Source organism: Streptomyces sp. EDA2-14, assembly GCF_054963755.1.
The window spans coordinates 74,895-99,484 of record NZ_JBUEGE010000009.1 but is presented as its reverse complement, the minus strand read 5'-3'; the positions used below and the strand labels follow the sequence as shown (position 1 = coordinate 99,484).

Sequence of the window (24,590 nt, the reverse complement as noted above, 5' to 3'; positions counted from 1 at the left end):
CGTCCCCCACGGCCCTGCGCAGCACGCCCTTTCGTAGCTCGTCCCCGGCTCAGCAAAGGGGTTGACATGTCGTCAGCCGATCTGACCCGCGCCACCGATGCGGCCCAGCCGCGCGGGAGAACCACCAAGTCCCCGCCCAGCCGCACGCGTTGGAAGGTGTTCCTGCTCCTCCTCGGCATCGTCACGCTCAACTACATCGACCGCGGCTCCGTGTCCGTGGCGCTGCCGCTCATCACCCACGACCTGCACCTGTCGAAGGAGGTCACCGGCTTCGTCCTCAGCGCGTTCTTCTGGACGTACGCGCTGATGCAGATCCCCGGCGGGTGGCTCATCGACCGGTTCGGGCCGCGCCGGATGGCGGGCGGCGCCTGCGTCGGCTGGGGTCTCGCGACCGGCGCCACCGCCGCGGCCACCGGCGTCGGCTCCCTGCTCGCGGCCCGGCTCGCGCTCGGCGCGGTCGAGGCCCCGGTGATGCCGGCCGGCGGCAAGCTCAACGCGCACTGGCTGCCCGCGAAGGAGCGCGGCCGAGGCGCCGTCCTCATGGACGGCGGAGCCCCGCTCGGCTCGGCGCTCGGCGGCATCGCCATCTCCGGGCTCATCGCCTGGACCGGCAGCTGGCGGATCAGCTTCGTCGTCGCCGGCGCGGTGACCGTGGCGGTCGGCTTCCTGGCCCTGCGCTACCTGCGCGACACCCCGCGCGAGCACAAGGGCGTGAACGAGGCCGAGGCCGCGTACATCGAGCGGGCGCACGCCGCCGAGGACGCCGCCACGCCCGGCGAGGACCGGCCCGCGAAGCTGCGCGACTACGTCAAGTACCGCTCCTTCTGGGGCATGTGCCTGGGCTGGATGGGCTTCAACGGCGTCTTCTACGGGCTGCTCACCTGGGGCCCGCTGTACCTGTCGGAGACCAAGGGCTTCGACATCAACTCCATCGGCTGGTCCACGCTCGTCATCTTCGGCGCCGGGTTCGTCGGCGAGCTGATCGGCGGCTGGCTCGCCGACCACTGGCGCTCGCGCGGCACCGCCGCCAACACCGTGCTGCGCACCCTGATGGGCATCGCGGGCGCCGCCGTGACCGCAGGACTGCTCGGCGTCGTCCTGGTGCCCGACGCCATGACGGCGGTCGCCCTGCTCTCCGTCGTGCTGTTCTTCCTGCGCTGGGCGGGCCTGTACTGGGCGCTGCCCTCGACGCTCGGCGGACGCGCCAACGCGGGCGTGGTCGGCGCCGCCATGAACCTGTCCGGCAACATCGCCGGGATCGTCACGCCCATCGCCGTCGGCTTCATCGTCGGCGGCACCGGCTCCTACACCTGGGCGCTGCTGTACTTCGTCGGCGCGGCGCTGCTGTTCACCGCCGCGTCCTTGGCCATCGACTACTCCAGGAGGCTCGTCGTCCGATGAATCATTCGTTGACCGAGAACCGTCCGCTGCGCGTCGGCATGCTCACCCCGTCCTCCAACACCTGCCTCGAACCAGTGACGTACGGGCTGCTCCAGGGCGCGCCGGGGCTCGCCACCGCGCACTTCGCGCGGGTGCCGGTCACCCGGATCGCCCTGGACACGGGCAGCGACGCCCAGTTCGCACCGGAGCCGATGCTCGCGGCGGCCCGGCAGCTGGCCGACGCCAAGGTCGACGTCCTGGTGTGGAACGGGACATCGGGCTCCTGGCTCGGCATCGAACGCGACCGGGCCCTGGCCGCCGCGCTCACCGCCGAGACCGGCATCCCGGCGACCACGTCGACGCTCGCCCTGCTCGACGCCTGCGCCGCCTACGGGGTGACCCGCCTCGGCCTCGCCCTGCCCTACACCCGCGACGTCGCCGACGCGATCGTGGCGACGTACGCGAAGGAGGGCCTTCAGTGCGTGCTCGCCGAGCCCTTCGGCGAGCACGACAACGAGGCCTTCGCCCGGATCCCGCCCGCCGACGTGGCCCGCCAGATCGAGGCGGCGGCCACCGACGGCGCACAGGCCGTCGCCGTCGTCTGCACGAACGTGTACGGCGCGTTCGAGGCCGAGCGCCTCGAACGGGCCCTGGACATACCGGTGTTCGACTCGGTGAGCGCCACGCTGTGGCGGGCCCTCGACCTCGCCGGGGCGCGCCCGACGTGGTCCGGGCACGGGCAGCTGCTGCGCGACGGCAGCCTGCGCGCCGACGTCCAGAGCACCCTGGAGCGGCTGCTGGTGGCGACCGGCGCCGACCGCACGACGTTCCGCGTCGACCTGCCGGAGCACGGGCTGCACGTCGACCTCACGGCGGGCGAGGCGCTCGGCCCCGGCGTCCGCTCCATCCGCCGGGACGCCGGACTCGACCAGCGCCAGCTGAACACGGTCGAGTGGCTGGAGGCCGAGCGCCGCCCGCTGGTGCAGCCGCATTTCCGTGAGGACCCGCAGCCGCCCGAGGCACTGAAGGACGTGTACGGCGTGCGCGCCCAGATGCTCTCCCCCGTCGAGACCGGCGGCGCGCTGACCGGCTGGATCTCGGTCCACAGCACGCGCGAGCGCGACTGGACGGACGCCGACCGGCAGGCCCTCGCGGCGGCCACCGCCGAACTCACCGCCCGCATCCCCCGCTAGCAAGGAGCAGTTCACCATGCCCAAGGACATCCGGATCGCCCTCGGTGTCGACGTCGACGCGGTCGCCGGCTGGCTCGGCTCCTACGGAGGCCAGGACTCCCCCAACGACATCCAGCGCGGCGTCTTCGCCGGCGAGATCGGCACCCCGCGCCTGCTCAAGCTCTTCGAGCGGTACTCCATCCGCACCTCGTGGTTCATCCCCGGCCACTCCATCGAGACGTTCCCCGAGCAGACCCGGATGGTCGTGGAGGCGGGCCACGAGATCGGCGCGCACGGCTACTCGCACGAGAACCCCATCGAGATGTCGCCGCAGCAGGAGGAGGACGTCCTCGCCAAGTCGGTCGAGCTGATCGAGGAGTTCACGGGCCGCGGCCCCAAGGGCTATGTCGCGCCCTGGTGGGAGATGTCGCAGTCGACGGCCGCGCTGCTCCACAAGTACGGCTTCTCCTACGACCATTCGCAGAACTACCGGGACTTCACGCCGTTCTACGCCCGCGTCGGCGACTCCTGGACGAAGATCGACTACACGGGCGCGGCCAAGGACTGGATGAAGCCGCTCGTGCACGGCCACGAGGTGGACCTCGTCGAGTTCTGCGGCAACTGGTACGTCGACGACCTGCCGCCCATGATGTTCAACAAGCACGCCCACAACAGCCACGGCTACGTCTCGCCGCGCGCCCTGGAACAGGACTGGCGCGACCAGTTCGACTGGGTGCACAGGGAGTTGGACTACGCGGTCCTGCCGATCACCCTCCACCCGGACGTCTCGGGCCGCCCCAACGTGCTGCTGATGCTGGAGCGCTTCATCGAGTACGTCTCAGGCCACGAGGGCGTGTCCTTCGTGACCCTGGAGGACGCGGCCGACGACTTCCGCCGCCGCTTCCCGTTCGAGGGCACCGAGCGCCCCGCCGACATGCGCTGATCCTTTACACGGCGGCAACCGGGGGCGCTCCAGGGGAAACGCGGAGCGCCCTCCCGCGTAACAAGCGGCTTCTACCTTCACTCGCGATTGCGGTATACCAACCGGTCCTCGGCACCCCTACGGAGGGGCACATGGCCAGTGCTGAAGAGTACGAACACGCACCAGTTCCGCCCACCGCCCGCAAGAGCCTCCCGTCGGTGGCCGCCGTGTGGTTCGGATTCCCGATGAACCTCGGCAACGCCGTCTTCGGCGGGGTGATCGTCTACAACCTCGGCCTCGTCGAAGGCCTGCTCGCGATCCTCATCGGCAACCTCGTCCTGTTCGGCTACGTCGGCGCCCTCAGCCACTGGGCGGGCCGCACCGGCGAGAACTTCGCGCTCCAGGCCGCCGGCACCTTCGGGCGCCGCGGCCGGGTCGCCGCCGCCGGTCTCCTCGCCACCGTCGTGATCGGCTGGTTCAGCTTCCAGATCGGCCTCACCGGCACGACCCTTCAGGACACCCTCGGCTGGACCCCGATGTGGGGCGCGCTGCTCGGCTGCGCGATCTACACGCTTCTCACCATCGCGGGGATCCGCGCCCTCGCTCTCGTCGGCGCCGTCGCGACGCCCCTGTTCGTCGTCCTCGCGGCGGTCGCCATCGGTTACGGCGCGGGCCACACCTCGGCCTCCGACGCCCTCACCTACCAGGGGGCCGGCAGCACCCTCGGATTCGGCGGGGCCGTCGCCATCGTCATCGCCGGGTTCGCCGACTCCGGCACCATGACGGCCGACTTCACCCGCTGGTCGAGGAGCGGGCGCAGCGCGGTCGCCGCCACGGCCTTCGCCTTCCCGTTCGCCAACTTCGTCGCCTACGCGCTCGGGGGCGTCGTCGTGGCGATCGGCGGGTCCGCCGATCCCGCGGCCGACGGGGGCGGCTTCCTGCCGCTGCTCACCGGGCACGGCCCGCTGCTCACGGCGCTCGCCGTGCTGTTCGTCTTCGTCAACCTCGGCTCCGTCGCCTCGCACTGTCTCTACAACGGCGCCGTCGGCTGGGCCGCGCTCACCCCCGCCAGGATGCGTCCGCTCGCGCTCGGGCTCGGCGTCCTCGGACTGCTCTTCGCGCTGAGCGGCGTGTGGGGCCACTTCGTGGACTGGCTGAACCTGCTGGGCGTGTTCGTGCCGCCGATCGGTGCCGTGCTCATCGCCGACCAGTACCTGCGCCGCAAGGGCCGGGCGCCCGTCGCGCGCGACTACCGGTGGGGCGCGCTCGGCGCGTGGGCGGCCGGGGCGCTGGTCGCGGGCCTCGCCCACCATCTCCTGCCCGGGTCCGTCGATCCGCTGTTCGGCATGGTCGTCGCGGCGGCCGTCCACCTGCTGGTCGAGCGCCGCACGGGCCCCGCGCCCACGGCCGGGCCCACCGCCGAAGCGCCTCGTGCCAGCACCGTCCCCACCGGAACAACGGAAAGGCCCTGACGTGAGCTCCACCGACACCGGCGAGATCTGCCGTCTGTCCGCGACCGAGACCGTCGCGCTGGTCCGCTCACGGGAGCTGTCCCCCGTCGAGATCACGGACGCGGTGCTCGACCGGATCGAGGCCGTGGACGGCGAGCTGGGAGCCTTCTGCACGCCCACGCCCGACCTCGCCAGGGCCGCCGCCCGGCGGCTCGCGGACGGCATCGCAGCGGGCCGCGACCCGGGGCCGCTGGCCGGTGTCCCCCTCGGCGTCAAGGACCTGATCTCCACCAAGGGCATCCGTACGACGTCGGGCTCGCACGCGTACGCGGACTTCGTGCCGGACGAGGACGACATCGTGGTGGAGCGGTCGGTGGCGGCGGGCGCCGTCGTCCTCGGCAAGACCAACGCCACCGAGTTCGGCTACAGCGCGACCGGGCACAACCCGCTGTTCCCGGTGACCCGCAACCCCTGGGACCCCGCCCGGACGCCGGGCGGCTCAAGTGCCGGTTCGGCGGCGGCCGTCGCGGCCGGGCTCGGTCCGGTGGCGCTCGGCAGCGACGGCGGCGGCTCGGTGCGCATACCGGCCTCGCTGTGCGGGATCTTCGGGTTCAAGGCGTCGATGGGGCGGGTCCCCGTGTATCCGGGGTGCCGCGACGAGCGCTGGCCGGGCGTCTCCGGCTGGGAGTCGATCGAGCACATCGGCCCGCTGACCCGCACCGTCGCCGACGCCGCCCTGATGCTCTCGGTGCTCACCGGGCCCGACCCGCGCGACCGGCACTCGATCCCGTGCGGGGACGTGGACTGGATGCGGCGCCGCCCGGTCGGACCACTGCGCGTCGCCTACAGCCAGGACCTGGGCCGGATCGCCGTCGACCCCGAGGTGCGCCGGGTGGCCGACGACGCGGCGCGGGTCCTCGAGAAGGACCTGGGCGCCGAGGTCGACCGGATCGACCTCGAACTCCCGGACTACAGCGAGGCGTTCGGTGCGATCGTCGCGGCGGAGACGGATCTGACGGGCATGCGGGCCATGGCCGACCGGCTCGGGCCCGCCATGTCCCCGCACCTGGCGGCGCTCGTACGCACCCCGTGGACGGCCGAGCAGTTCACCGACGCCAATCTGGTGCGCAAGGCGGTCGCGAACCGGGTCGCCCGGCTGATGGCGACGTACGACCTGATCCTCACCCCGACCACCTCCGTCGCGGCGTTCCCCGTCGGAGTGCAAGGCCCTGAGGTGATCGACGGCCGGATGGTGCCCACGGACCACTGGTCGTCGTTCACCCCGATCGCCAACCTCACGGGCCTGCCCGCCGCCTCGCTCCCCGCGGGCCGCACGCGCGAGGGGCTGCCGGTCGGCGTGCAGCTGATCGGCCGGCACCTCGCGGACGGCGCGCTCCTGGACGTGTGCGCCGCCTACGAGGAGGCCGCGCCGTGGCGGGACGCGTGGCCGGCGGCCGTGTGACCCCGGCGCCGCGGGCGCGTCAGCGGAGGTCTCCGAATTCGGTCAGCACTCCCGGTGGGGCGAGCGCGTTGACGTAGTGCGCCGGGCCGTGGTCGTCGAAGGAGTACTTGAAGGGGAGCGTTCGGGTCAGGGCCAGGCGGGCCGCGAAGAAGGCCAGGGGGGCCACCACCGCGAGGCCCGCGAGGCTGTCCATCTGGGGGTAGGGCAGGGCGGGCGCCACCCGCTCGACCCAGCCCTCCTCGCGGGCGCGGCCCGGGATCGTCGTCATGCGGCGCAGCCTGCGCAGCGGGTTGGCGCCGGTGAGGAGGTCGCCGGGGAGGGCCGCGGCCTCGGCCGCCGCGTCGGCCGCCGCGGTGAACATCTCGTCCACGGCCCGGCGCGGCCTGCGGAAGTGGAACTCGCGGCCGAACGCCGCGTAGGGGCCGACGGGGCGCGGCGGCAGCGCGGGCACCACATCGTGGTCGTAGATGTAGCGCAGGAACCGGTCGCGCAGGATGTGCGTGCCGTTGCTGTCGACCGTGTCCTCGCAGGCGCGGGCCAGGTCGGGCCCGCCGAGCATGGGCTGCCCGAACGTGTAGACGGCGCGCAGCCGGCGGGCGATGTGGGCGTAGCGGGGCTCGTGGACGAGGGTGACCGCCATCAGGGCCGCCATGGCGGCGCCGAGGCTGTGGCCCGTGATGTAGAGCGCTTCGAGTCCCGAGCCGCGGGTGCCCTTCTCGTCGGGGTCGACGGACTCGCCGCGTACGGCCCGCTCCAGTGCCTGGAGGATCAGGTAGCGGGTGGCGCGCATGTTGCGGTAGAAGCCCGCGTGCACCTGGTACGTGGTGCCGTCGAGGTCGACGGCGAGGGTCTCGGGGCGGACGTCGGCGTCGGTGAGGATGCTGATGATGTCCTCGGGCTGCGTGCCCCGGTAGCAGAGGATCGCGACCCTGCGGTCCTCGTCCTGGATCAGGTACGCGGCGGAGGCGATGTAGAGCGCGTCGACGCGCTGGTCGAAGACCTGGCACCGGTTGCGCTCCAGGCCGAGCCGGGTCGCCATCGTCGCGACGGTGCGCGGGTCGCCGCCCTGGTCGTATCCGGCGTACGCGTACGCGGACAGGGTCGCCATGGTGTGCGGGAGCACACCGTCCGGATCGGGGTGTTCCTTGTCCTCGCGCAGCAGGCCCGGCAGTTCGGGGTGGACGGGGAAGGTGGCCCTGCCCGGCTCGACGAAGGTGGCCTCCTTGAGGGGCCGCAGGTCGGCGAAGGACGGTCCGTGCACGGTCGCGTGTCGCATGACACCTCCCGGAGCGGGGGCTGTGCAGCACACCATCCCCGCCCGGCGGCGTCAAGGCGTCGTCGATCGGCCACCCGCGGGTTCGGCGGGTGGGGCCGGTGTGGGGTGGGCGGCGCGGGGTGCGCGACCGCCCCCGCACCCTGCGCGCTGACAGGCGCAAATCCCCCTGTCCGCACGGGAGTTCGCGTGTCCGTACATGGCGGGATCGGTCGCTGCGGCGGGTCCGAGCGCGCCGATAGCGTCGCTGCCTCTCCCCCTGAACGGACCTTCCCCACGTACCTTCGACAGGGACGGCAATGATGGCCGAGAACGCACGTCAGCCACAGTACGAGCGGTACGAGGGCGGCAGTCCCGAGGCCGAGCGCCTCGTGTTCGAACGACTCGCCCGCGAGATCATGCAGGTTCAGGTCGCGAACCGGCGGGCCAGTGGCGCCCCGGGCTTCGAGCGCGCCTTCCACGCGAAGGCCGCGCTCGGCGTGGAGAACGCCCGTCTGCGGTTCAACGACGACCTTCCGGCCGCGCTGCGCGCCGGTTTCGCACAGCCGGGCGCCGAGTATCAGGCGACGGTGCGGCTGTCCAACGCGAGCGGGATTCCCGGCCCCGACGGGGCGCCGGACCTGCACGGGATCGCGGTACGGGTACGGACCACGTCCGGGCAGAGCCACGATCTGCTGGCGACCGGTTTCCCCGTGTCGCACGCCCGTGACGCCCGCGAGTTCGTGGCGTTCGCCAAGGCGATGGCCGGGGCCCGCAATCCCTTGCAGAAGGCGTTCGGCCTGTTCGTGAAGTTGCCGCTGGCCGTGGGGCTCGGCACCGCGAACCGGATGCGCCGCAACGTCCAGGCGGCGACCCGGCACACCGTCAACAGCCTGGCCAGGGAGACGTACTGGAGCCGCGGCGCGATGCTGTGGGGCGAGGCGGGTCCGGTCCGGTTCCTGCTGCGGCCCGCCGTGGGCGGCGGCCCCGAGCCGCGCCCCGACCGCCGTGACCCGAACTTCCTGCACCGGGAGCTGGCCCGCCGGCTCGGCCGCGGCGACGTCGCCTTCGACCTGTGCGTGCAGCGCTACGTCGACGAGCGCCGCACGCCCGTCGAGAACGGCGCCGTGGAGTGGAAGGAGGCGATCACGCCGCCGATCCCCGTGGCCCGCCTCACCGTGCCGAGCCAGGACATCACGACGGCCGAGGCCCGCTCGGCGGCCCGGCGGATCGAGGACCTGTCCTTCAACCCCTGGTACACGACCGATGAGTTCCGCCCGCTGGGCAATCTCAACCGGGCCCGCAAGGCCGCCTACCAGGCAAGCAGCGCGCAGCGGCACGGCACCCGCTTCACCCCGCACGAACCGCTCAGGAACCGGATCCTCGGCGTGCCCGTCGGCCTCGCCTTCCGGATCCTGAACCGGTATGTGCCTTGGCACCGGCTGCCGTTGGACCTGAGCCTGCTCAACCTGGTGTTCCTGCGGAAGGTGCTGCGCCGCCTGAACCTGATCGACACCGATGTGCAGGAGGCCCCGCCGACGGCCGAGCCGGTGCCGGTCCCGATCGACGAGCGGCTGCGCACCGAGCGCTCGTACGACGGCACGTACAACGATCTGTCGGCGCCGAAGATGGGCGCGGTGGGCGCGGCGTTCGGCCGCAACCTCAAGCCCGTGTACCGGCCCGACCTCTTCGACACCCCGAACCCGGTGACGGTCAGCCGCAGCCTGCTGGCCCGCGAGAGCTTCGTGCCCGCGACGTCGCTGAACATCCTGGCGGCGGCCTGGATCCAGTTCCAGGTGCACGACTGGGTCAACCACCGCCGCTACAAGCCGGGTGACCGGGCGGTCGAGGTGGAGCTGCCGCCGGGCGGCGGGACCTGGATGAACACGCCGGGCGGGCCCCGGGAGAACGTGATGCGGTTCGCCGACAACGAGGGCATCGAGCTGCCCGGCGACAAACCGCCGATCCTGTTCGGGAACACCGCCTCGCACTGGTGGGACGGCTCCGAGGTGTACGGCGGCGACGAGCAGACGGCGAAGCAGCTGCGCGAACCCGAGGGCGGGGCGCGTCTGTTGCTGGACGGCGGGCACATCCCCATCGACCGGACCGGCATCCCGATCACCGGATTCAAGGACAACTGGTGGATGGGGCTCAGCTCGATGCACACCCTGTTCGCCCGCGAGCACAACGCGGTGTGCGACGCGCTGCGCGCCGAGTACCCCTCGATGAACGAGGAGCGGATCTACCACACGGCGCGGCTCGTGGTCTCCGCGCTGATCGCGAAGATCCACACGGTGGAGTGGACGCCGGCGATCCTCGCGACGAAGACCATCGACATCGGCCTGCACACGAACTGGTCCGGCCCGCCCAAGAACTGGCTGAACCAGCTGGGCCTGTGGCTGCTGGAGGCGCACGCCCTGACCGGCATCCCGAAGACGATGCCGGACCACCACGGCGTCCCGTACTCGCTGACCGAGGACTTCGTCACGGTCTACCGGATGCATCCGCTGATCCCCGACGACTACGACCTGCGCGAGCACCGCTTCGGGCAGCGCCTCGAAACCATCGGCTTCAACGACATCCAGGGCGCGGCCGCCGAGAGCCAGATCCGCAAGACGGGGCTTGCGGACACCCTGTACTCGTTCGGCATCGCGCACCCGGGTGCGATCACGCTGCACAACTACCCGAAGTCGCTGACCCACTTCCAGCGCGAGGGCGAGATCATCGACCTGTCGGTGGTCGATCTGGTGCGCACCCGCAGGCGCGGCGTGCCCCGCTACAACGACTTCCGCGCGGGTCTGCACAAGGAGCGCATCCGCCGCTTCGAGGACCTCACGCAGGAGCCGGAGACGCTGGCCCGCCTCAAGGAGGTGTACCGGGACGTCGACGAGATCGACACGGTCGTCGGTCTGTTCGCGGAGAACCCGCCGACCGGCTTCGGCTTCTCCGACACCGCGTTCCGGATCTTCATCCTGATGGCGACGCGGCGGCTGCAGAGCGACCGCTTCCTCACGGTCGACTACCGGCCGGAGATCTACACGCCGCTCGGCATGGACTGGGTGGAGCAGGGCGGCATGAAGTCCGTGATCCTGCGGCACTGCCCGGACCTCGCGAGCCTGCTGCCGCGCGACGCGAGCGCGTTCGCGCCCTGGCGTCCGGTGGAGCCGGCCGAGAACGGTGGCGAGCATGGCTGACGGCACCTCCGGTCACCAGGGTCTCGACGACCTGCTCGTGCGCCCGCTGCTGAAGACGGTCTGGCACCGCCGCACCCACCGCGTCTCGCGCGGCGCGTCGGTGCCGGCCGGGTCGATGAGCTACCGCTCGAAGCACGAGCCGCGGCCGCTGAGCGAGTTGGAGGAGGCGCTGCTGATCGCCGTCACCGGCTCGACGGGCCTGACGATGCCGGACCGCCCCTTCGAGGACCCGCGCGACGGCAAGCCGATCATGTCCAAGCCGAACCTGACGATGACGGGCCGCACGGCCGGCAGCCCCGACAACGCGCAGGGCACGTACTTCTTCCTGATCAACGACAGCGGTACGTACTTCCTGCGCAGGCTGCCGCCGGCGCCGCACGAGCCGTTCACCGCGGCGGCCCTGGTGGAGCGGGCGCGGCAGGCGAAGGTGAAGGTCCTCGACCACCGTCTGGACGTCGCCGAGGGGCTGCGCGACTTCCCGGCGTACCTGGACTCGAACCGCTTTCTGTCGAATCTGCCGGGGACGACCGTCCTGTTCCCGGTCGTGGACCTGTCGCACCAGTACATCAACGCCCTGATGTATCTGCTCACGCAGCCGGACGGGGCGCGCCCGACGCTCGTCGACGACCGCAATCTGTACCGCCCCGCGGGTGTGAAGAAGTGGCTCGCCAACGGGTTCCTCAACAAGGACCTGAAGCTGCCGCTGGGCGCGCTCGGCCCGATGCGCACCCAGATCGAGGCGGATCTGCTGCTGCAGACGGTGATGCTGACGGCGGAGGCGATGGGGCTCGGCGCCTGGATCCATGCGTCGATCAACCCGTCGATCGCCCTGGGCGACCCGAAGTTCTCCAAGAAGTACGGGCGGATGCTCGGTTTCACGTTCGTCACGCCGCGCTGGCGGCTCGCCGACCTGTGGCGCTGGCACGTCCCGCTGCCGAAGTACGCGAACCTGCGCTCGCACCCGGTGGGTCTGGCCGACCCGGCGACGGGCGAGCCGCTGATCGCCGCGGCCTGCCCGCCCGCGCACGCCTCGATGTCGGACGCGGTCGACGGAGTCGTCGACGCGAAGTTCGGCACCGGCGGCACCTACAGCGACAAGGACGTCTTCGCCCGGATCTACAAGGAGGACTACGGCCAGCGCTATCTCGCCGAGGCCAGCGAGTACGACGAGCGCGTCATCGACTGCGCCCGTGACATCTGCACGTACGTCCTGGCGACGCACCGCCGTTTCCCCGCGCACACGGACGCCATCCATGTGCCGGGGGTCTGGTTGCAGGCGCACCATGTGGAGGGTGCGTACTACGAGCGCTTCTTCAACGGCGGCCTGACCGACGTACACCGCGCGCACGACACGCTCTGGGACGGGGAGCCGATGAGTTGAGCCGGTCCGGGCGGTCTTCCTCTGTACGCTCACGCGGACGACGGCACCGCACCCGTACGCATTGGAGGATCGCCCGATGACCGAGAGCACCGGCCTGACCGAGGTCCTGACCCCGCACGTGTCGAAGGGCCCCGTTCCGGGAGCCGTGGGGCTCGTGGCCCGCGGCGACCGGGTCGAGGTGGCGGTGGTCGGCCACGCCGACGCCGAGGGCACGGCGCCGCTGGACCGCGACTCGATCTTCCGGATCGCGTCCATCAGCAAACCGATCGTGGCGGCGGCCCTGATGACGCTCGTCGAGGAGCGCCGCATCGCACTGGACTCGCCGATCTCGCACTGGCTGCCCGAGCTCGCCGCGCCGAACGTGGTGCGCGATCCGGCGGGTCCGCTCGAGGACGTGATCCCGGCGGCCCGGCCGATCACCGTGGAGGACCTGCTGACGTTCCGGGCGGGCTGGGGCTTCCCCTCGGACTTCTCGCTGCCCGCCGTGCAGCCGGTGCTCGCGCTGACGGATCCGCACCACCCGCAGCGGGTGCCCGAGCCGGACACCTGGCTGGCCTCGCTCGCCGGGGTGCCGCTGCTGCACCAGCCCGGCGACGTGTGGCTCTACAACACGTGCTCGGACATCCAGGGCGTGCTGATCTCCCGGATGACCGGGACGGCGCTGCCGGACGTCCTGGCGGAGCGGATCTTCGAGCCGCTCGGCATGGCGGACACCGGCTTCGAGGTCCCCGCCGCCAAGCGCGACCGCTTCACGAGCCTGTACGCGCCGACGGCCGAGGGCGGCGCCGAGCTCGTCGACGTCCCGGACGGCGACTGGAGTTCCCTGCCCCCGTTCCCCTCCGGCGCGGGCGGGCTCGTCTCCACGGCGGACGACTGGGCCGCGTTCGCCCGCATGCTGCTGGCGGACGGCGGGTCCGTCCTGTCGGCCGACTCGGTGCGGCTGATGACGACGGACCATCTGACGGCGGAGCAGCGCGCGGCGAGCGGCCTGTTCACGGAGGGCGAGGGCTGGGGCTTCGGCGGTTCCGTCGACGTCACGCGCACCCACCCGTACAACGTGCCGGGACGCTACGGCTGGGTGGGCGGCTTCGGCACGGCCGCGCACCTCACGCCGGCGACCGGGACGGTGTCGGTGCTCATGACCCAGTTCGGGATGAGCGGGCCGACACCGCCGCAGATCATGCGGGACTTCTGGACGTACGCGGCGTCCTGAGCGGCCGGGCCCGCGCCCGCTACTTCTCCCCGGACAGGATCGGCAGCAGCAGCGAAGCCGACCAGCTGAAGTTCGGCGAGTTGAGCGGGGCGCCGGTCAGCGGGTCGTAGTTCTCCTGGATCGGGCGGTCGCCGGTGAGTCCCTTGGCGCCCGCGAGGAGCTTGCCGGTGAGCTCGTCGGCGTCCTTGGTGTACCCGTAGCGGCGCAGCCCGCTCAGCGCGACGTAGGCGTGGTCGAACCAGACGGGGCCGCGCCAGTAGGCCGTCGAGTCGAAGTACGGGGACGCCTTCGACACGGTCGGGAACGGCACGCGGGTGGCGAACTCGCCCGGATCGACGAGCCGCCCGCGCACCCGCGCGGCCTGCTCCTTGGTCGCGGCGCCGGTCCACAGCGGGACGGCGCCCTCGATGCCGCGACCCCGGTCGGTGAGCGGGGCGCCGTCCTTCAGGGCGATGTCGTGGAACCAGCCGTCGGCCGGGTCGTAGAACTTCGCGCGCACGGCGTCGTTCGTGGCCTCGGACTTCTTCTTCCACTCGGCGGCCTCGCCGGGGCGGCCGAGCGCGTCGGCGATGCGCGCCAAGTAGGCCTGGTCCTGCGCGAGATACGCGTTGAGGTCGACGGACTCCTGGTCGAGGGAGTAGCCGAGCAGGGTGCCGTCGGCGGCGCGGTTGGCGACGACGGAGGTGCCGAGCTTGGCGTCGAAGCGCGGCGCGTTGTCGAGGCCGCTCTCCCAGGCGGCGGCGAGGCGGCGCTGTTCGGTCGAGTCGTTGGCGGGGTCGACGGTGGCGCCGTACTCGGCGAGGCCGTCGTGGTCGTGGTCCCGGTTGCGGTACCACCAGGCCTGGTAGGCGGCGAGCTTCGGGTACAGCTCGCGCAGGAACGAGCGGTCACCGTTCCTCTGGTACACCTCCCACACGGCCCAAGCGGCCATCGGGGGCTTGGAGTTGCGCTCGTTCCAGTTCTCGCCGCCCTGTGCGGGGTCGTTGTAGAAGACGGCGTCGGGGACCATCCCGGCGTCCTGCGGGCGGGTCCTGGAGTCGGCGGTGATCTGCCAGTCGAACATGGACCGGATCTGCGACTCGGCGAGCTCCGCGTCGAAGCGGGCGGTGCCCACGGCCTGCTTCCAGCTGTCCCAGGCCCACAGCCCGCCGGTGAACCACTTGTACGAGAGGGAGGGCGTCACTCCGTCGTGCTTGATCCGCCCGGCCGCCGAGCGCCAGTTGGTGACGAGGGTCTCCAGGGACTTCACGGCGGTGCGGCGCCGCTCGGCGGGCACCCCGCGCGTGACCCCGGCGACGTAGCCGCGCCAGCGGGCGTCGCCCGCGGTGGCGTACGCCTGCGGGGCGGCGAGCACCGCGCGCGCCCGCCGGGCCTCGCGGGTGCGCTCGGCGGCGGTGAACGTGTAGGACTCGGTCCAGTCGAAGTGGTGCGCGGCGCCGGGTGCGAGCCGCACCGGGGCGGTGGTCTCGGTGCGGTAGGAGTCGCCGTCGACCTTGGTGCGCACCGGGTCCTTGTGGGTGACCTCGAAGCGTTCGGTGCCGTCGGTGAGGTAGTCCGACGCCTCGCGCACCTTGGCGAAGTCGACGCCGACGCCGTGCCCGGTGGACTTCAGGGAGGGCGCGTCGCGCATGGGTGCCTTCTCGGGCCGCAGCAGGCTGCCGGTCCAGTCGGCGCCGAGCGTACGGGCGCCGGATCCGGTGTTGCGGACCTCGGCGCGCACCAGGGCCGTGCGGTTGGTGGCGAACCGCAGCTCAAGGGTGAGAGTGAGGCCGCGCCCGAGGTCGTAGGACTGGAGCAGGCGGCCCGGCTGCGAGGTGAAGCGGGGCGTGCCGCCTGCGGCGAGGTCGAGGGTGCGGCCGCCCTCGGTGAGCCGGATCCGGCTGAAGCTCTTGCTCAGCCACCACGGGTACTCCTGCGCGATGTAGAGCGGCCCGCTGAACCCGCCGTACGCGGCGCGGTCCCCCGCCTTCGGCAGGGCGTAGGCGTGCCAGGCGCCGCGGTCCGCGAAGGTGCTGATGGGGTTGTTGTCCTCGGCGTCGCCGGGCAGCGCGGTCTTCGGGGTGCCGTGCAGGTCGAGGACGTCGGCGTAGTCGGGCGCGGGGCGCGGGGCGGCCGTGGCGGGCGGCGCGGCGAGGCCCGCGGCGCCGACGAGCAACAGGGCGGCGAGGACGGCGCGGGTGGGGCGGTGTGCGGGCTGCTGGGCGGTCACGGGCGGCGTCTCCTGTTGACATGAACCTGTGCGAGCGGGATCTTCAACCCTGAACTCTCTGCGCAATTCTGCACGCGCGCAAGGAGTTTCACGCACAACTAAACAACAGTCGGTCGTTCTGAGCGGAGATGCACCTCATGCGAAGACTGCACCAAAGGCAAGCCCGTCGAGGGGTTCAGCGAAGAGCCCGCGCCCTGGCCGCATGGACCACCGCGGCCCTCGCTGCGGCGCTCCTGGCCGCCCCCGCGCACCAGGCGGGCGCGGCCACTCCGGGCAGCGGCGTGCTCGACGCCGAGCACAAGAGCGTCACCTGGCAGAGCCCGACCTACCCGGCCGGCACGGTCGACGACCCGAAGAAGTGCCCGCCGGCCGCCGACGATCCGGACGGCAGGACCTGCGACCGCTTCGACCTGAAGGTGTCGGTGCCCGACGGATACTGGAGCGACAATCCCGAGGGCGGCGTCCCGGTCTCCATCGAGTGGGCGAAACAGCCCAAGGACGACTTCGACATGTACGTCTACGACGACGCGGGCAAGCAGGTGGCGTCGAGCGCGGGCGCCGCCGACCCCGAGGCGACCGTCATCCCGAAGGCCGACGGCACGTACCACGTGGTGGTCGTCCCGTACGACGTGCACGACAACTCCTTCGTCGGCAAGGCCTATCTGCCGGAGACGACGGACGCCGGGAACCTCACCTCCTTCAAGGGTGACGACGGCGGCTACGCGATCGCCGCGGGGGACCTGAAGGCCCGGGCCGACTTCCTGAAGGGCGGCGGGCTCCGCCTCCAGGCCGACCCGTCCGGCGAGTTCAGCGACCCGGCGGCCGGGCAGATCGTGCGCAAGCAGCCCGCCGTCGACCCGCACACGACATCGTTCGACGCCGGCTCCTACTACGGCATCCGGTCCGCAGACGCCGTCCTGCGCGTCTACAAGAAGCCCCTGCGCTTCGGCCTCTACAAGCCGGACGACAGGACGCGGATCTGGCAGGAGGACAAGCCGCTGCGCTGGTCCACCGGCGGGATGCGGCAGAGCCTGGAGCGCGGAACCGACGAGCAGTTCTTCGGCGGCGGCGAACAGAACGGCAGCTTCTCCCACCGCGACAGGACGGTCCACGTCGCCAACAACACGAACTGGGACGAGGGCGGCTACCCCAACTCGCAGCCCTTCTACCTGTCCTCGGCCGGCTACGGCGTCTACCGGAACACCTTCGCGCCCGGCGTCTACGACTTCGGCCCCTCGGTCCACACGGGCCAGCAGGAACGCCGCCTGGACGCGTACTACTTCCTCGGCGACGCCAAGCAGGTCATCGGCGAGTACACCGCGCTGGTCGGCAAGCCGTTCATGCCGCCGGTCTACGGCCTCGAACCCGGCGACGCCGACTGTTACCTGCACAACGCCAACCAGGGCGAGCGCCACACCCTCGACTCGCTGAAGGTCGCCGACAAGTACGTCGAGAACCAGATGCCGCTCGGCTGGATGCTCGTCAACGACGGCTACGGCTGCGGCTACGAGAACCTCGCCGAGACCGCCAAGGGCCTCCAGGACCACAACGCCCAGCTGGGCCTGTGGACGCAGGACGGCATCGACAAGCTCGCCGACCAGGTGAAGGCGGGCCAGCGCGTCGCCAAGCTGGACGTCGCCTGGGTCGGCAACGGCTACGGCATGGCCCTCGACGCCTGCGACAAGGCCAAGGCCGGCATCGAGGACAACAGCGACGCCCGCGGCTTCGTCTGGATGCCGGTGTCCTGGGCGGGCGCCCAGCGCTGCGCGGTGCTCTGGTCGGGCGACCAGAAGCTGTCCTGGGACTTCATCCGCTGGCAGATCCCGACGTACGCGGGCGCGACGATGTCCGGCATCGCCTACAACACCGGTGACATCGGCTCGATCTACTCGCACGACGCGAAGATGTACGCGCGCGATCTGCAGGCCAAGACGTTCCTGCCGGCCGTCATGACGATGGACGGCTGGGCCCGCGACCTCACCACCGGCGAGAAGATCAACCAGCAGCCGTGGGTGGACGGCGAGCCGTACACCTCCATCAACCGGAAGTATCTGCAGCTGCGCGAGCGCCTGATGCCGTACCTCTACACGCTGGCCAAGCAGGCATCGGACACCGGCGTCGGCGGCGTGCGGCCGCTGTGGCTCGAGTACCCGAAGGACGCCAGGACGCTGGGCGCGGAGGCCAAGTACGAGTACCTGGCGGGTGACGACTTCCTCGTCGCGCCGGTCTACAAGGACTCGGACACCCGCGACGGCATCTACCTGCCCAAGGGCACGTGGACGGACTACTGGACGGGCAAGCAGTACAAGGGCCCGACCACGATCGACGGCTACCACGCCCCGATCGACACGCTCCCGCTCTTCGTGAAGTCCGGGGCGATCGTGCCGATGTGGCCCAAGGGCACCACGTCCTGGAAGAGCCGCGACAAGGACCGACTGGGGTACGACGTCTACGCGTCGGAGCCCGGCCACAGCACGTACACCCTGTACGAGGACGACGGCGTGACCCGCAAGTTCACGGACGGCGCGGCGGCGACGCAGCGCGTGGGCGTCGACACCGGCAAGCACGGTTCGGTCATCGACGTCGGCGCCAGCAGGGGCAGTTACGCGGGCAAGCCCGGCGCGCGGGCGTACACCTTCACGGTGCACGGCGACGGCCCGCCGGACCGTGTGTCCGTGAACGGCCGTCCGCTGCCCGGCAGTTCCTGGTCGTACGACGACAAGACGCACGTGACGACGGTGCGCACGGCGAAGCTGCCGACGGACGAGGCGTTCACGGTGCGGCTGCACGGCTGACGGATGCGGGGCCGGCTCCCATGGGCGCCGGCCCCGCGTTCAGTCCACCCGCTCCGACTCGTGCCAGCCCGAGTGCAGCGCCCGGTACTCCTCGGGCGTCGCCTTCGGCACGTACGTGCCGGGGCCGAACATCGCCTTGGCGAGGCGGGCCCGCATCCGCTGCCGGACGGTGAACTTCCGCTCCACCCCGTTCTCGTCGAAGCGCGGCCCCAACTCGTACGCCGCGGGCTGCTCGTGGGCGTTCAGGGTGTACAGCTCGGCGCGCGTCAGCGGCTCGTGGACCTCGATGAACTCGCCGTGCGGGAGCCGCTTGATCTGCCCGGACTCGCGCCCGTGCAGCGCCTTCTCGCGGTCGCGGCGCTGCAGTCCGTTGCAGATCCGCTTGGTGACGACGAACGCGAGGACGGGCATCAGGAAGAAGCTGATGCGCACGAACCACGTGATGGCGTTGATCGACAGGTGCAGCTTCGTCGCGACGATGTCGTTGCCGCCGCCGATCAGCAGCACCGCGTACAGGGACAGCCAGGCCACGCCGACGCCGGTCCTGACCGGCTTGTTGCGCGGGCGGTCGGCCGTGTGGTGCTCCCGCTTGCCCCCCGTGATCCAGGCCTCCAGGAACGGGTACACCGCCATGAAGGACAGGATGAGCGGGAACAGCGTGAACGGGATGAAGACGCCCAACTCCAGTGTGTGGCCCCAGGCGTTGATCTCCCACGCGGGCATCACGCGGATCAGCCCCTCGGAGAAGCCGAGGTACCAGTCGGGCTGCGCGCCCGTCGTGACGAGGTCGGGACGGTAGGGCCCGAAGGCCCACACCGGGTTGATGGTGGCCACCGCCCCCATCATCGCGAGCACCCCGAAGACGAGGAAGAAGAAGCCGCCCGCCTTCGCCACGTAGTTGGGCAGGAGGGGCGCTCCCACCACGTTCTTCTCGGTGCGTCCCGGCCCGGCGAACTGGGTGTGCTTGTGGTAGAAGACCAGGATCAGATGGAGCGCCACCAGGCCCAGCATGATGCCCGGCAGCAGCAGGATGTGGATCGGATAGAGCCGTGCGATGAAGTCGTCGCCCGGGAACTGCCCGCCGAACAGGAACATCGCCAGGTACGTGCCCACGATCGGCACCGAAAGGACGGCGCCCTGCGCGAACTTGAGGCCCGTGCCGGACAGCAGGTCGTCGGGGAGCGAGTAGCCGGTCAGGCCCGTGATGATGCCGAGGAACAGCAGCGTCCAGCCGAAGACCCAGTTCAGCTCGCGCGGCTTGCGGAACGCGCCCGTGAAGAAGACGCGCATCATGTGGACGGTCATCCCGGCGACGAACACCAGCGCCGCCCAGTGGTGGATCTGCCGGATCAGCAGCCCGCCGCGCACCTCGAAGCTGATGTCGAGCGTCGACCGGTACGCCTCGGTCATCTGGATGCCCTTGAGGGGCACGTACGAGCCGTTGTAGACGACTTCCTGGGTGCTCGGGTTGAAGAAGAAGGTCAGATAGACGCCGGTGAGGATGAGGATGATGAAGCTGTAGAGACAGACCTCACCGAGCATGAAGGACCAGTGGTCGGGAAAGACCTTGCGCATCTGGGACTTGGCGAGTCCGTAGAGCCCGAGCCGGCCGTCCGCCCAGTCCGCGAGGCGTTCACCGGAACCCGGGGGATCGGGGCGACCTCCGTCGCCTCGCGTGTGCCCGTTGTCATCGCTCATGCGACTCCCCCTCAAGGCCGTTGAGGCTGAAGTCAGCGTAGAGCGCGCGAGGGTGACACCGACAGGGGGCGAAGGGCGGTCAATGAGCCGTCATTCGTCGTCCGGCATCCGCGCCATCGCCGCTTCCACGGTCTCCGTGTGCGCGCGGGCCGCCCTGGTCGCCGCCTCCGGGTCGCGGCGCGCGATGGCGTCGGCCAGGTCGTCGTGGGAACTCGCGCCGAGCGGCTCCGGCGTCCAGCTCGGGAGCAGCGAGGCGACACTGTCGCGGACCGATTCGACGATGCTCTCGTACAGCTCCGTCATCAGCGGATTCCCGCTCGCCGCGACGACGGCCCGGTGGAACTCCACGTCCTTCTCGACGTACGCGGCCGGGTCCCCGCTCTCCTCCGCGCGGCGCCGGGCCAGCAGGGCGGACAGGATGCGGGCGAGGTCGCCCTCGCCGCGGTGGGTCGCGGCGGCGGTCGCCGCCTCCCGCTCGATGGCCAGGCGGACCTGGAGGACGTGCTTCAGCTCGGCCCGGCGCAGACGGCGTTGGAGCGCCGCGTTGAGGTCGCTCGCGGCGCGCACGTACGTGCCGTCGCCGCGCCGCGCCTCCAGCAGTCCGGTGTGCGACAGGGCGCGGACGGCCTCACGCACCGTGTTCCGCCCCACGCCCAGCTCCTCCACGAGGCGGCCCTCCGGCGGGATCCGGTCGCCGACGGCCCACCGGCCGCTCTCGATGGCCCGCTCGATCCGCCCGATGGTCCGCTGGACCAGGGTGGCACCGGACTGCACTGCTTCGGGCACGGGGACGACCTCTCTCGCCGCGGGGGCTTCATTGGCTGCGCGGCCAAAAATATCCCATGTATGCGACGGCATGCCAGCCCGGTTCATGCCGTATCACACCGAAATCGTCACACTTCTCGCGCTCTCCGGGGCAAAACATGGGATGTTACGTTGGCTCGCATGCCGCATACCGCCCCCACATCCACCTCCGCCGCCTCCTCCACCACCCCCACCGCCTCCGACGCGACCCGTCCGGCCGCGGTCGCCCCCGCCGCCGGCGGGCTCCTCGCCGCGGGCGTCCTCCTCATCGCCATGAACCTGCGCCCCGGCGTCGTGTCCGTGTCGCCGGAGCTCGACACGATCCGCGACTCCACGGGGCTCAGCGGCTCGCTCGCGGGGCTGCTCACCACGCTGCCGATCCTCTGCTTCGGCCTCCTCGCCCCGTTCGCGGCGAAGCTCTCGCGGCGCATCGGCATGACGCGGGCGCTCGGCGCGATGATGGCGCTGCTCACGGCGGGCATCGCGCTGCGCCTGGCGCCCGGACTGCCCGCGCTGTTCGCGGGGACCGTCCTCATCGGCGCGGCGATATCCCTCTCGAACGTCCTCGTCCCGAGCGTCATCAAGCGCAACTTCGAGCGGCGCACGGGACTGATGATGGGTCTGTACTCGGTCGCCCTGTTCTGCGGCGCCGCGCTCGCGGCCGGGGTGACCGTGCCGCTCGGGGACGCGCTCGGACTCGGCTGGCGCGGGGCGATCGGCGTGTGGGCGGTGCTCTCCGCGCTCGCGTTCCTGCTCTGGCTGCCCCAGCTGCGCCGCTCGGACTCGCCGCCCGCGGTGGCGGCACACGACACCGACCCCCGTACGCCGCTGCGCCGTTCACCGCTCGCCTGGAAGATCACGCTCCTCATGGGCCTGCAGTCGCTGCAGTACTACGCGTGCGCCGCATGGATCCCGGCGATGCTCACCAGCCAGGGCATGGACGGTACGCAGGCGGGGTGGATGCTGTCGGTGATGAGCCTCGCGGGCATCGCGGGTTCGCTCGCCTTCACGGCACTCGTCGGCCGGTCCTCGAACCAGGTCGCCCTCGGCCTCACCGGCACGGTGCTCGTCCTCGGCTCCGTGCTCGGCCTGCTGGTGGCGCCGGTCGGCGGTGCGTACGCGTGGATGCTGATGCAGGGCTTCGGCTGCGGACTGCTGATCAGCACGGCGCTCGCCGTCATCGTGCTGCGCTCCCCCGACGCGGCCCGCGCGGCGGAGATGTCCGGCATGGCGCAGAGCGTGGGCTATCTGCTCGCCGCCGCGGGCCCGTTCCTGCTCGGTGCGCTGCACGACGCGACGGGCGGCTGGACGGTGCCGCTGGTGATGCTCGCGGCGCTGTGCGTGCCGATGGGGCTCGCGGGCGTGGGCGCGTGCCGCAACCGGCAGCTCAGCGCTTGAGCAACAGCGTTTCTTAAGCAACTGGGCGGCAAAAGTCAACCGTTGACCTGGCCCCCTCGCGCTGCCATTTTGACAAGCGCTTTCTACGGCCTGTTCGAGTCGCCGGCGTCCAGGGGGACCCATGTCGGAATCCGCCGCTCCACCCCGCACCACCACCGAGGCCAGGGGCCGCGCGCTCTTCTCGGGACACCACACCCACCTGTGGGGCTTCCTGCTCGCGGGCTGGCTGATCAGCTACGCGGACCGCACGGTCACCGGGCCCGTGGTCGCCTGGATGATCGAGAACAAGGCGGGGTTCATCGGCGACGCCTCGAACCCCGCCACGCTCGGCGGCCTCATCGGCTCGATGTTCTTCACCGGCTACATGCTCACACAGTACGCGGGCGGCCGGCTCGGTGACCGCTACGGCCACCGCGAGATGCTCGTTGTTTCCCTGCTGTGGGCGGGACTGCTCACCCTCGTGTCGGGCCTGACCGGCGGGCTCATCGGCTTCGTCGTCGCCCGCGTGCTCACCGGGCTCGGCGAGGGCGTCTTCTACTCCAACGACCGTGTCCTGGTCATCAACCACACGCCCGCGGCCCGTCGCACCATCGGCCTCGGCGTCGTCCTGTCCGGCCTCTCCATCGGCCTGACCGTCGGCATCGTCGCCACCCCGCACCTCATCGACTGGGGCGGCACGCTCGGCATGGGCGGCCGGGCCTGGAGCATGCCGCTGTACGTGTTCGGCGTGGTGTCGCTGATCGTCGCGGTCTCGACGTGGGCGTTCTTCCGGGGGCGCGGGGACCGGCCGCTGCGGCTCGGGCCGCCCGCGCTGCGCCTGATCGGCTACTCGATCCCCGCGGCGGTCGCGATCCTCGCCCTGTTCCTGCTCGCCGACGAGTTCAGCTGGCCGGAGTGGCTGACGGCGGTCGGCTCCGGGGTGCTGTTCCTCGTCATGGTGACGATCGTGATCCGCGGCATCGTCCGCACCGGACGCGGCTCCGGGCTCCTCAACCGGAACGTGTGGCTCATCTACATCGGCTTCATCGCCGTGATGTGGAACCTGTGGTTCTTCTCGTTCTGGTCGGTGCAGATCGTCGCGGAGGCCGCGCACAGCAGCCTCGGCGCGGCGGCGCTCACCGCCGCGTTCAACGCGGGCGCGGGCATCATCGGCTTCCCGGTCGGCGGCTGGATCGCGGACCGGCGGGTGCGCGCGGGCAAGGGCCGCAAGCCGCTCGCCGTGATCTGCGCGGCGGTGCACACGGTGCTCGCCGTGGCGTTCGGCGCGAGCGTCCTGGACGGCGACCCGTCGCTGCTGCTGCTCGGCCTGATCCTGTTCTGCTCGGGCCTGTTCTTCAACGCGCTCCAGCCGATCGTGCACAGTCTGCTGGGCGATCTGGCCGAGGAGAAGGACCGCGGTTCGCTGTTCGGCCTGTTCAACCTGGTCGCGGAGATCGGCGCGGTGGCCAGTCCCGTCGTGAGCGGTGTGCTGCGCGACGCGACCGGCAGCTGGGCGGCCGGTGTGTTCACCGCGGCCGGGGTGATGGCCGTGGCGGTCGTCCTCTACGCGCTGGTGAAGGAGCGCATCCCGGAGGTCGCCGCCACGTGACCGGGCCGGGGCTCAGCAGCCCTCGCGCAGCGGCTGGATGGTGACCTTCGCCCGGTCCTCGTCCCCCTGCACCCGGCCGTAGGTCGTGGAGTTGACGCGGTACCAGCGGTCGTCGGCGGTGCGCTTGCCGTTCACGTCGTCGAGGCGGACGCACCAGCGCTCGGCCCGCAGGACCCGCGTGTACCGCTCGGTGCCCCGGCGCTCCTTGTGGCAGTCGCGGACCTTCTTCGTCGTGTAGTAGGTCCGCTTGCGGCCGTTGCTGCGCTTGGTGTGCCGGACCTTGCGGGTCTCGGTGTCGCACTTCTTCACCAGGTGCGGCCGGGTGGCGCGGGTCGTGCGGCGGGTGACGTGCCGGACGCCGTCGCGCACCCCGCTCACCTTCTCGTCCTGCTGCACGACGGTGCCGCTGCCCGTGTCCTTCCCACCGCCCTGTGCCGAGGACGTGTTGTCCGCACCGCCGCCGCAGGCCGCGAGCGCGGCCACCAGCACCATCGTCAGTCCGGCCAGGGTCGGACGCCGCTTCAAGGTCATCGCTCCTCAAGGTGTACATGCCATTGGAAAACGGCAGCGTAGCGGATCGCCCGCCTCCGCCCGTCGGGCGCGGGTGGCGTCCGATTCGTTATTCAACTGCGGGGCGAGCGATTCACCTTGGGGGTACCTTGCCGTTTCGG

16 protein-coding genes are annotated in these 24,590 nt (G+C 71.4%); 11 read left to right on the top strand and 5 right to left on the bottom strand.

Features of this window, described 5'->3' with window-relative positions:
• Positions 1 to 66: 66 nt before the first annotated feature.
• The 5 genes from ACY34M_RS22425 to ACY34M_RS22405 all read left to right on the top strand — a co-directional run bounded on the left by ACY34M_RS22425 (position 67) and on the right by ACY34M_RS22405 (position 6,387).
• A complete protein-coding gene (locus ACY34M_RS22425) occupies positions 67 to 1,401 on the top strand; it encodes an MFS transporter (protein WP_462719799.1) in 1,335 nt (444 codons plus the stop codon).
• On the top strand, positions 1,398 to 2,573 hold the full coding sequence (locus ACY34M_RS22420; protein ID WP_462719798.1) for a maleate cis-trans isomerase family protein: 1,176 nt from the start codon (positions 1,398 to 1,400) through the stop codon (positions 2,571 to 2,573). The genes ACY34M_RS22425 and ACY34M_RS22420 overlap by 4 nt, the downstream gene beginning before the upstream one ends.
• A gap of 16 nt (positions 2,574 to 2,589) precedes the next feature.
• Complete coding sequence (locus tag ACY34M_RS22415; protein ID WP_462719797.1) at positions 2,590 to 3,495, top strand: polysaccharide deacetylase family protein; 906 nt, start codon at positions 2,590 to 2,592, stop codon at positions 3,493 to 3,495.
• A 131-nt stretch (positions 3,496 to 3,626) separates the two neighbouring features.
• Positions 3,627 to 4,946, top strand: coding sequence for a purine-cytosine permease family protein (locus ACY34M_RS22410; protein ID WP_462719796.1), 1,320 nt, complete (start codon positions 3,627 to 3,629; stop codon positions 4,944 to 4,946).
• A gap of 1 nt (position 4,947) precedes the next feature.
• Positions 4,948 to 6,387 (top strand): amidase, encoded by a 1,440-nt coding sequence (locus tag ACY34M_RS22405; protein ID WP_462719795.1) that lies wholly within the window; start codon positions 4,948 to 4,950, stop codon positions 6,385 to 6,387.
• 19 nt (positions 6,388 to 6,406) lie between these two features.
• Here the strand turns inward: ACY34M_RS22405 and ACY34M_RS22400 are convergent, their stop codons facing one another.
• Complete coding sequence (locus ACY34M_RS22400; protein WP_462719794.1) at positions 6,407 to 7,663, bottom strand: lipase family protein; 1,257 nt, start codon at positions 7,661 to 7,663, stop codon at positions 6,407 to 6,409.
• Between the two features lie 299 nt (positions 7,664 to 7,962).
• Between ACY34M_RS22400 and ACY34M_RS22395 the strand changes: the two genes are divergently transcribed.
• From ACY34M_RS22395 to ACY34M_RS22385, 3 genes are all read left to right on the top strand, one after another.
• Positions 7,963 to 10,833: a peroxidase family protein gene (locus tag ACY34M_RS22395; protein WP_462719793.1), complete on the top strand. Its 2,871-nt coding sequence runs from the start codon at positions 7,963 to 7,965 to the stop codon at positions 10,831 to 10,833.
• Entirely contained in the window at positions 10,826 to 12,214 is a 1,389-nt protein-coding gene (locus ACY34M_RS22390) for a hypothetical protein (RefSeq protein WP_462719792.1), read from the top strand. Before ACY34M_RS22395 ends, ACY34M_RS22390 begins: the two co-directional genes overlap by 8 nt.
• 76 nt (positions 12,215 to 12,290) lie before the next feature.
• A complete protein-coding gene (locus ACY34M_RS22385) occupies positions 12,291 to 13,427 on the top strand; it encodes a serine hydrolase domain-containing protein (RefSeq protein ID WP_462719791.1) in 1,137 nt (378 codons plus the stop codon).
• Positions 13,428 to 13,446: 19 nt separating this feature from the next.
• On the opposite strand, the gene ACY34M_RS22380 is transcribed toward ACY34M_RS22385, so the two are convergent.
• Positions 13,447 to 15,636, bottom strand: coding sequence for an MGH1-like glycoside hydrolase domain-containing protein (locus tag ACY34M_RS22380; protein ID WP_462719790.1), 2,190 nt, complete (start codon positions 15,634 to 15,636; stop codon positions 13,447 to 13,449).
• A gap of 137 nt (positions 15,637 to 15,773) precedes the next feature.
• On the opposite strand from ACY34M_RS22380, the gene ACY34M_RS22375 reads away from it, so the two are divergent.
• Positions 15,774 to 18,431, top strand: a complete 2,658-nt coding sequence (locus tag ACY34M_RS22375) for a glycoside hydrolase family 31 protein (protein WP_462719789.1) — start codon at positions 15,774 to 15,776, stop codon at positions 18,429 to 18,431.
• A gap of 39 nt (positions 18,432 to 18,470) precedes the next feature.
• Here ACY34M_RS22375 and qcrB read toward each other — a convergent pair whose 3' ends face one another.
• Positions 18,471 to 20,129, bottom strand: coding sequence for a cytochrome bc1 complex cytochrome b subunit (qcrB, locus tag ACY34M_RS22370; RefSeq protein WP_462719788.1), 1,659 nt, complete (start codon positions 20,127 to 20,129; stop codon positions 18,471 to 18,473).
• A gap of 90 nt (positions 20,130 to 20,219) precedes the next feature.
• The gene (locus ACY34M_RS22365; RefSeq protein ID WP_462719787.1) at positions 20,220 to 20,915 is read right to left on the bottom strand and encodes a FadR/GntR family transcriptional regulator; all 696 of its coding nucleotides are present in this window, start codon (positions 20,913 to 20,915) and stop codon (positions 20,220 to 20,222) included.
• A gap of 159 nt (positions 20,916 to 21,074) precedes the next feature.
• Between ACY34M_RS22365 and ACY34M_RS22360 the strand changes: the two genes are divergently transcribed.
• Entirely contained in the window at positions 21,075 to 22,331 is a 1,257-nt protein-coding gene (locus ACY34M_RS22360) for a CynX/NimT family MFS transporter (protein WP_462719786.1), read from the top strand.
• A 121-nt stretch (positions 22,332 to 22,452) separates the two neighbouring features.
• On the top strand, positions 22,453 to 23,919 hold the full coding sequence (locus ACY34M_RS22355) for an MFS transporter (RefSeq protein ID WP_462719785.1): 1,467 nt from the start codon (positions 22,453 to 22,455) through the stop codon (positions 23,917 to 23,919).
• Between the two features lie 12 nt (positions 23,920 to 23,931).
• Here ACY34M_RS22355 and ACY34M_RS22350 read toward each other — a convergent pair whose 3' ends face one another.
• Positions 23,932 to 24,450 (bottom strand): hypothetical protein, encoded by a 519-nt coding sequence (locus tag ACY34M_RS22350; protein ID WP_462719784.1) that lies wholly within the window; start codon positions 24,448 to 24,450, stop codon positions 23,932 to 23,934.
• Positions 24,451 to 24,590: the final 140 nt, after the last annotated feature.

Bases quoted from the DNA above. Each gene is read 5' to 3' on its own strand.
- ACY34M_RS22420 (WP_462719798.1), top strand. From the start codon at position 1,398: ATGAATCATTCGTTGACCGAGAACCGTCCGCTGCGCGTCGGCATGCTC.
- ACY34M_RS22360 (WP_462719786.1), top strand. From the start codon at position 21,075: ATGCCGCATACCGCCCCCACATCCACCTCCGCCGCCTCCTCCACCACC.
- ACY34M_RS22375 (WP_462719789.1), top strand. From the start codon at position 15,774: ATGCGAAGACTGCACCAAAGGCAAGCCCGTCGAGGGGTTCAGCGAAGA.
- ACY34M_RS22410 (WP_462719796.1), top strand. From the start codon at position 3,627: ATGGCCAGTGCTGAAGAGTACGAACACGCACCAGTTCCGCCCACCGCC.
- ACY34M_RS22355 (WP_462719785.1), top strand. From the start codon at position 22,453: ATGTCGGAATCCGCCGCTCCACCCCGCACCACCACCGAGGCCAGGGGC.
- ACY34M_RS22395 (WP_462719793.1), top strand. From the start codon at position 7,963: ATGGCCGAGAACGCACGTCAGCCACAGTACGAGCGGTACGAGGGCGGC.
- ACY34M_RS22400 (WP_462719794.1), bottom strand. From the start codon at position 7,663: ATGCGACACGCGACCGTGCACGGACCGTCCTTCGCCGACCTGCGGCCC.
- ACY34M_RS22425 (WP_462719799.1), top strand. From the start codon at position 67: ATGTCGTCAGCCGATCTGACCCGCGCCACCGATGCGGCCCAGCCGCGC.
- ACY34M_RS22385 (WP_462719791.1), top strand. From the start codon at position 12,291: ATGACCGAGAGCACCGGCCTGACCGAGGTCCTGACCCCGCACGTGTCG.
- ACY34M_RS22350 (WP_462719784.1), bottom strand. From the start codon at position 24,450: ATGACCTTGAAGCGGCGTCCGACCCTGGCCGGACTGACGATGGTGCTG.
- ACY34M_RS22390 (WP_462719792.1), top strand. From the start codon at position 10,826: ATGGCTGACGGCACCTCCGGTCACCAGGGTCTCGACGACCTGCTCGTG.
- ACY34M_RS22415 (WP_462719797.1), top strand. From the start codon at position 2,590: ATGCCCAAGGACATCCGGATCGCCCTCGGTGTCGACGTCGACGCGGTC.
- qcrB (WP_462719788.1), bottom strand. From the start codon at position 20,129: ATGAGCGATGACAACGGGCACACGCGAGGCGACGGAGGTCGCCCCGAT.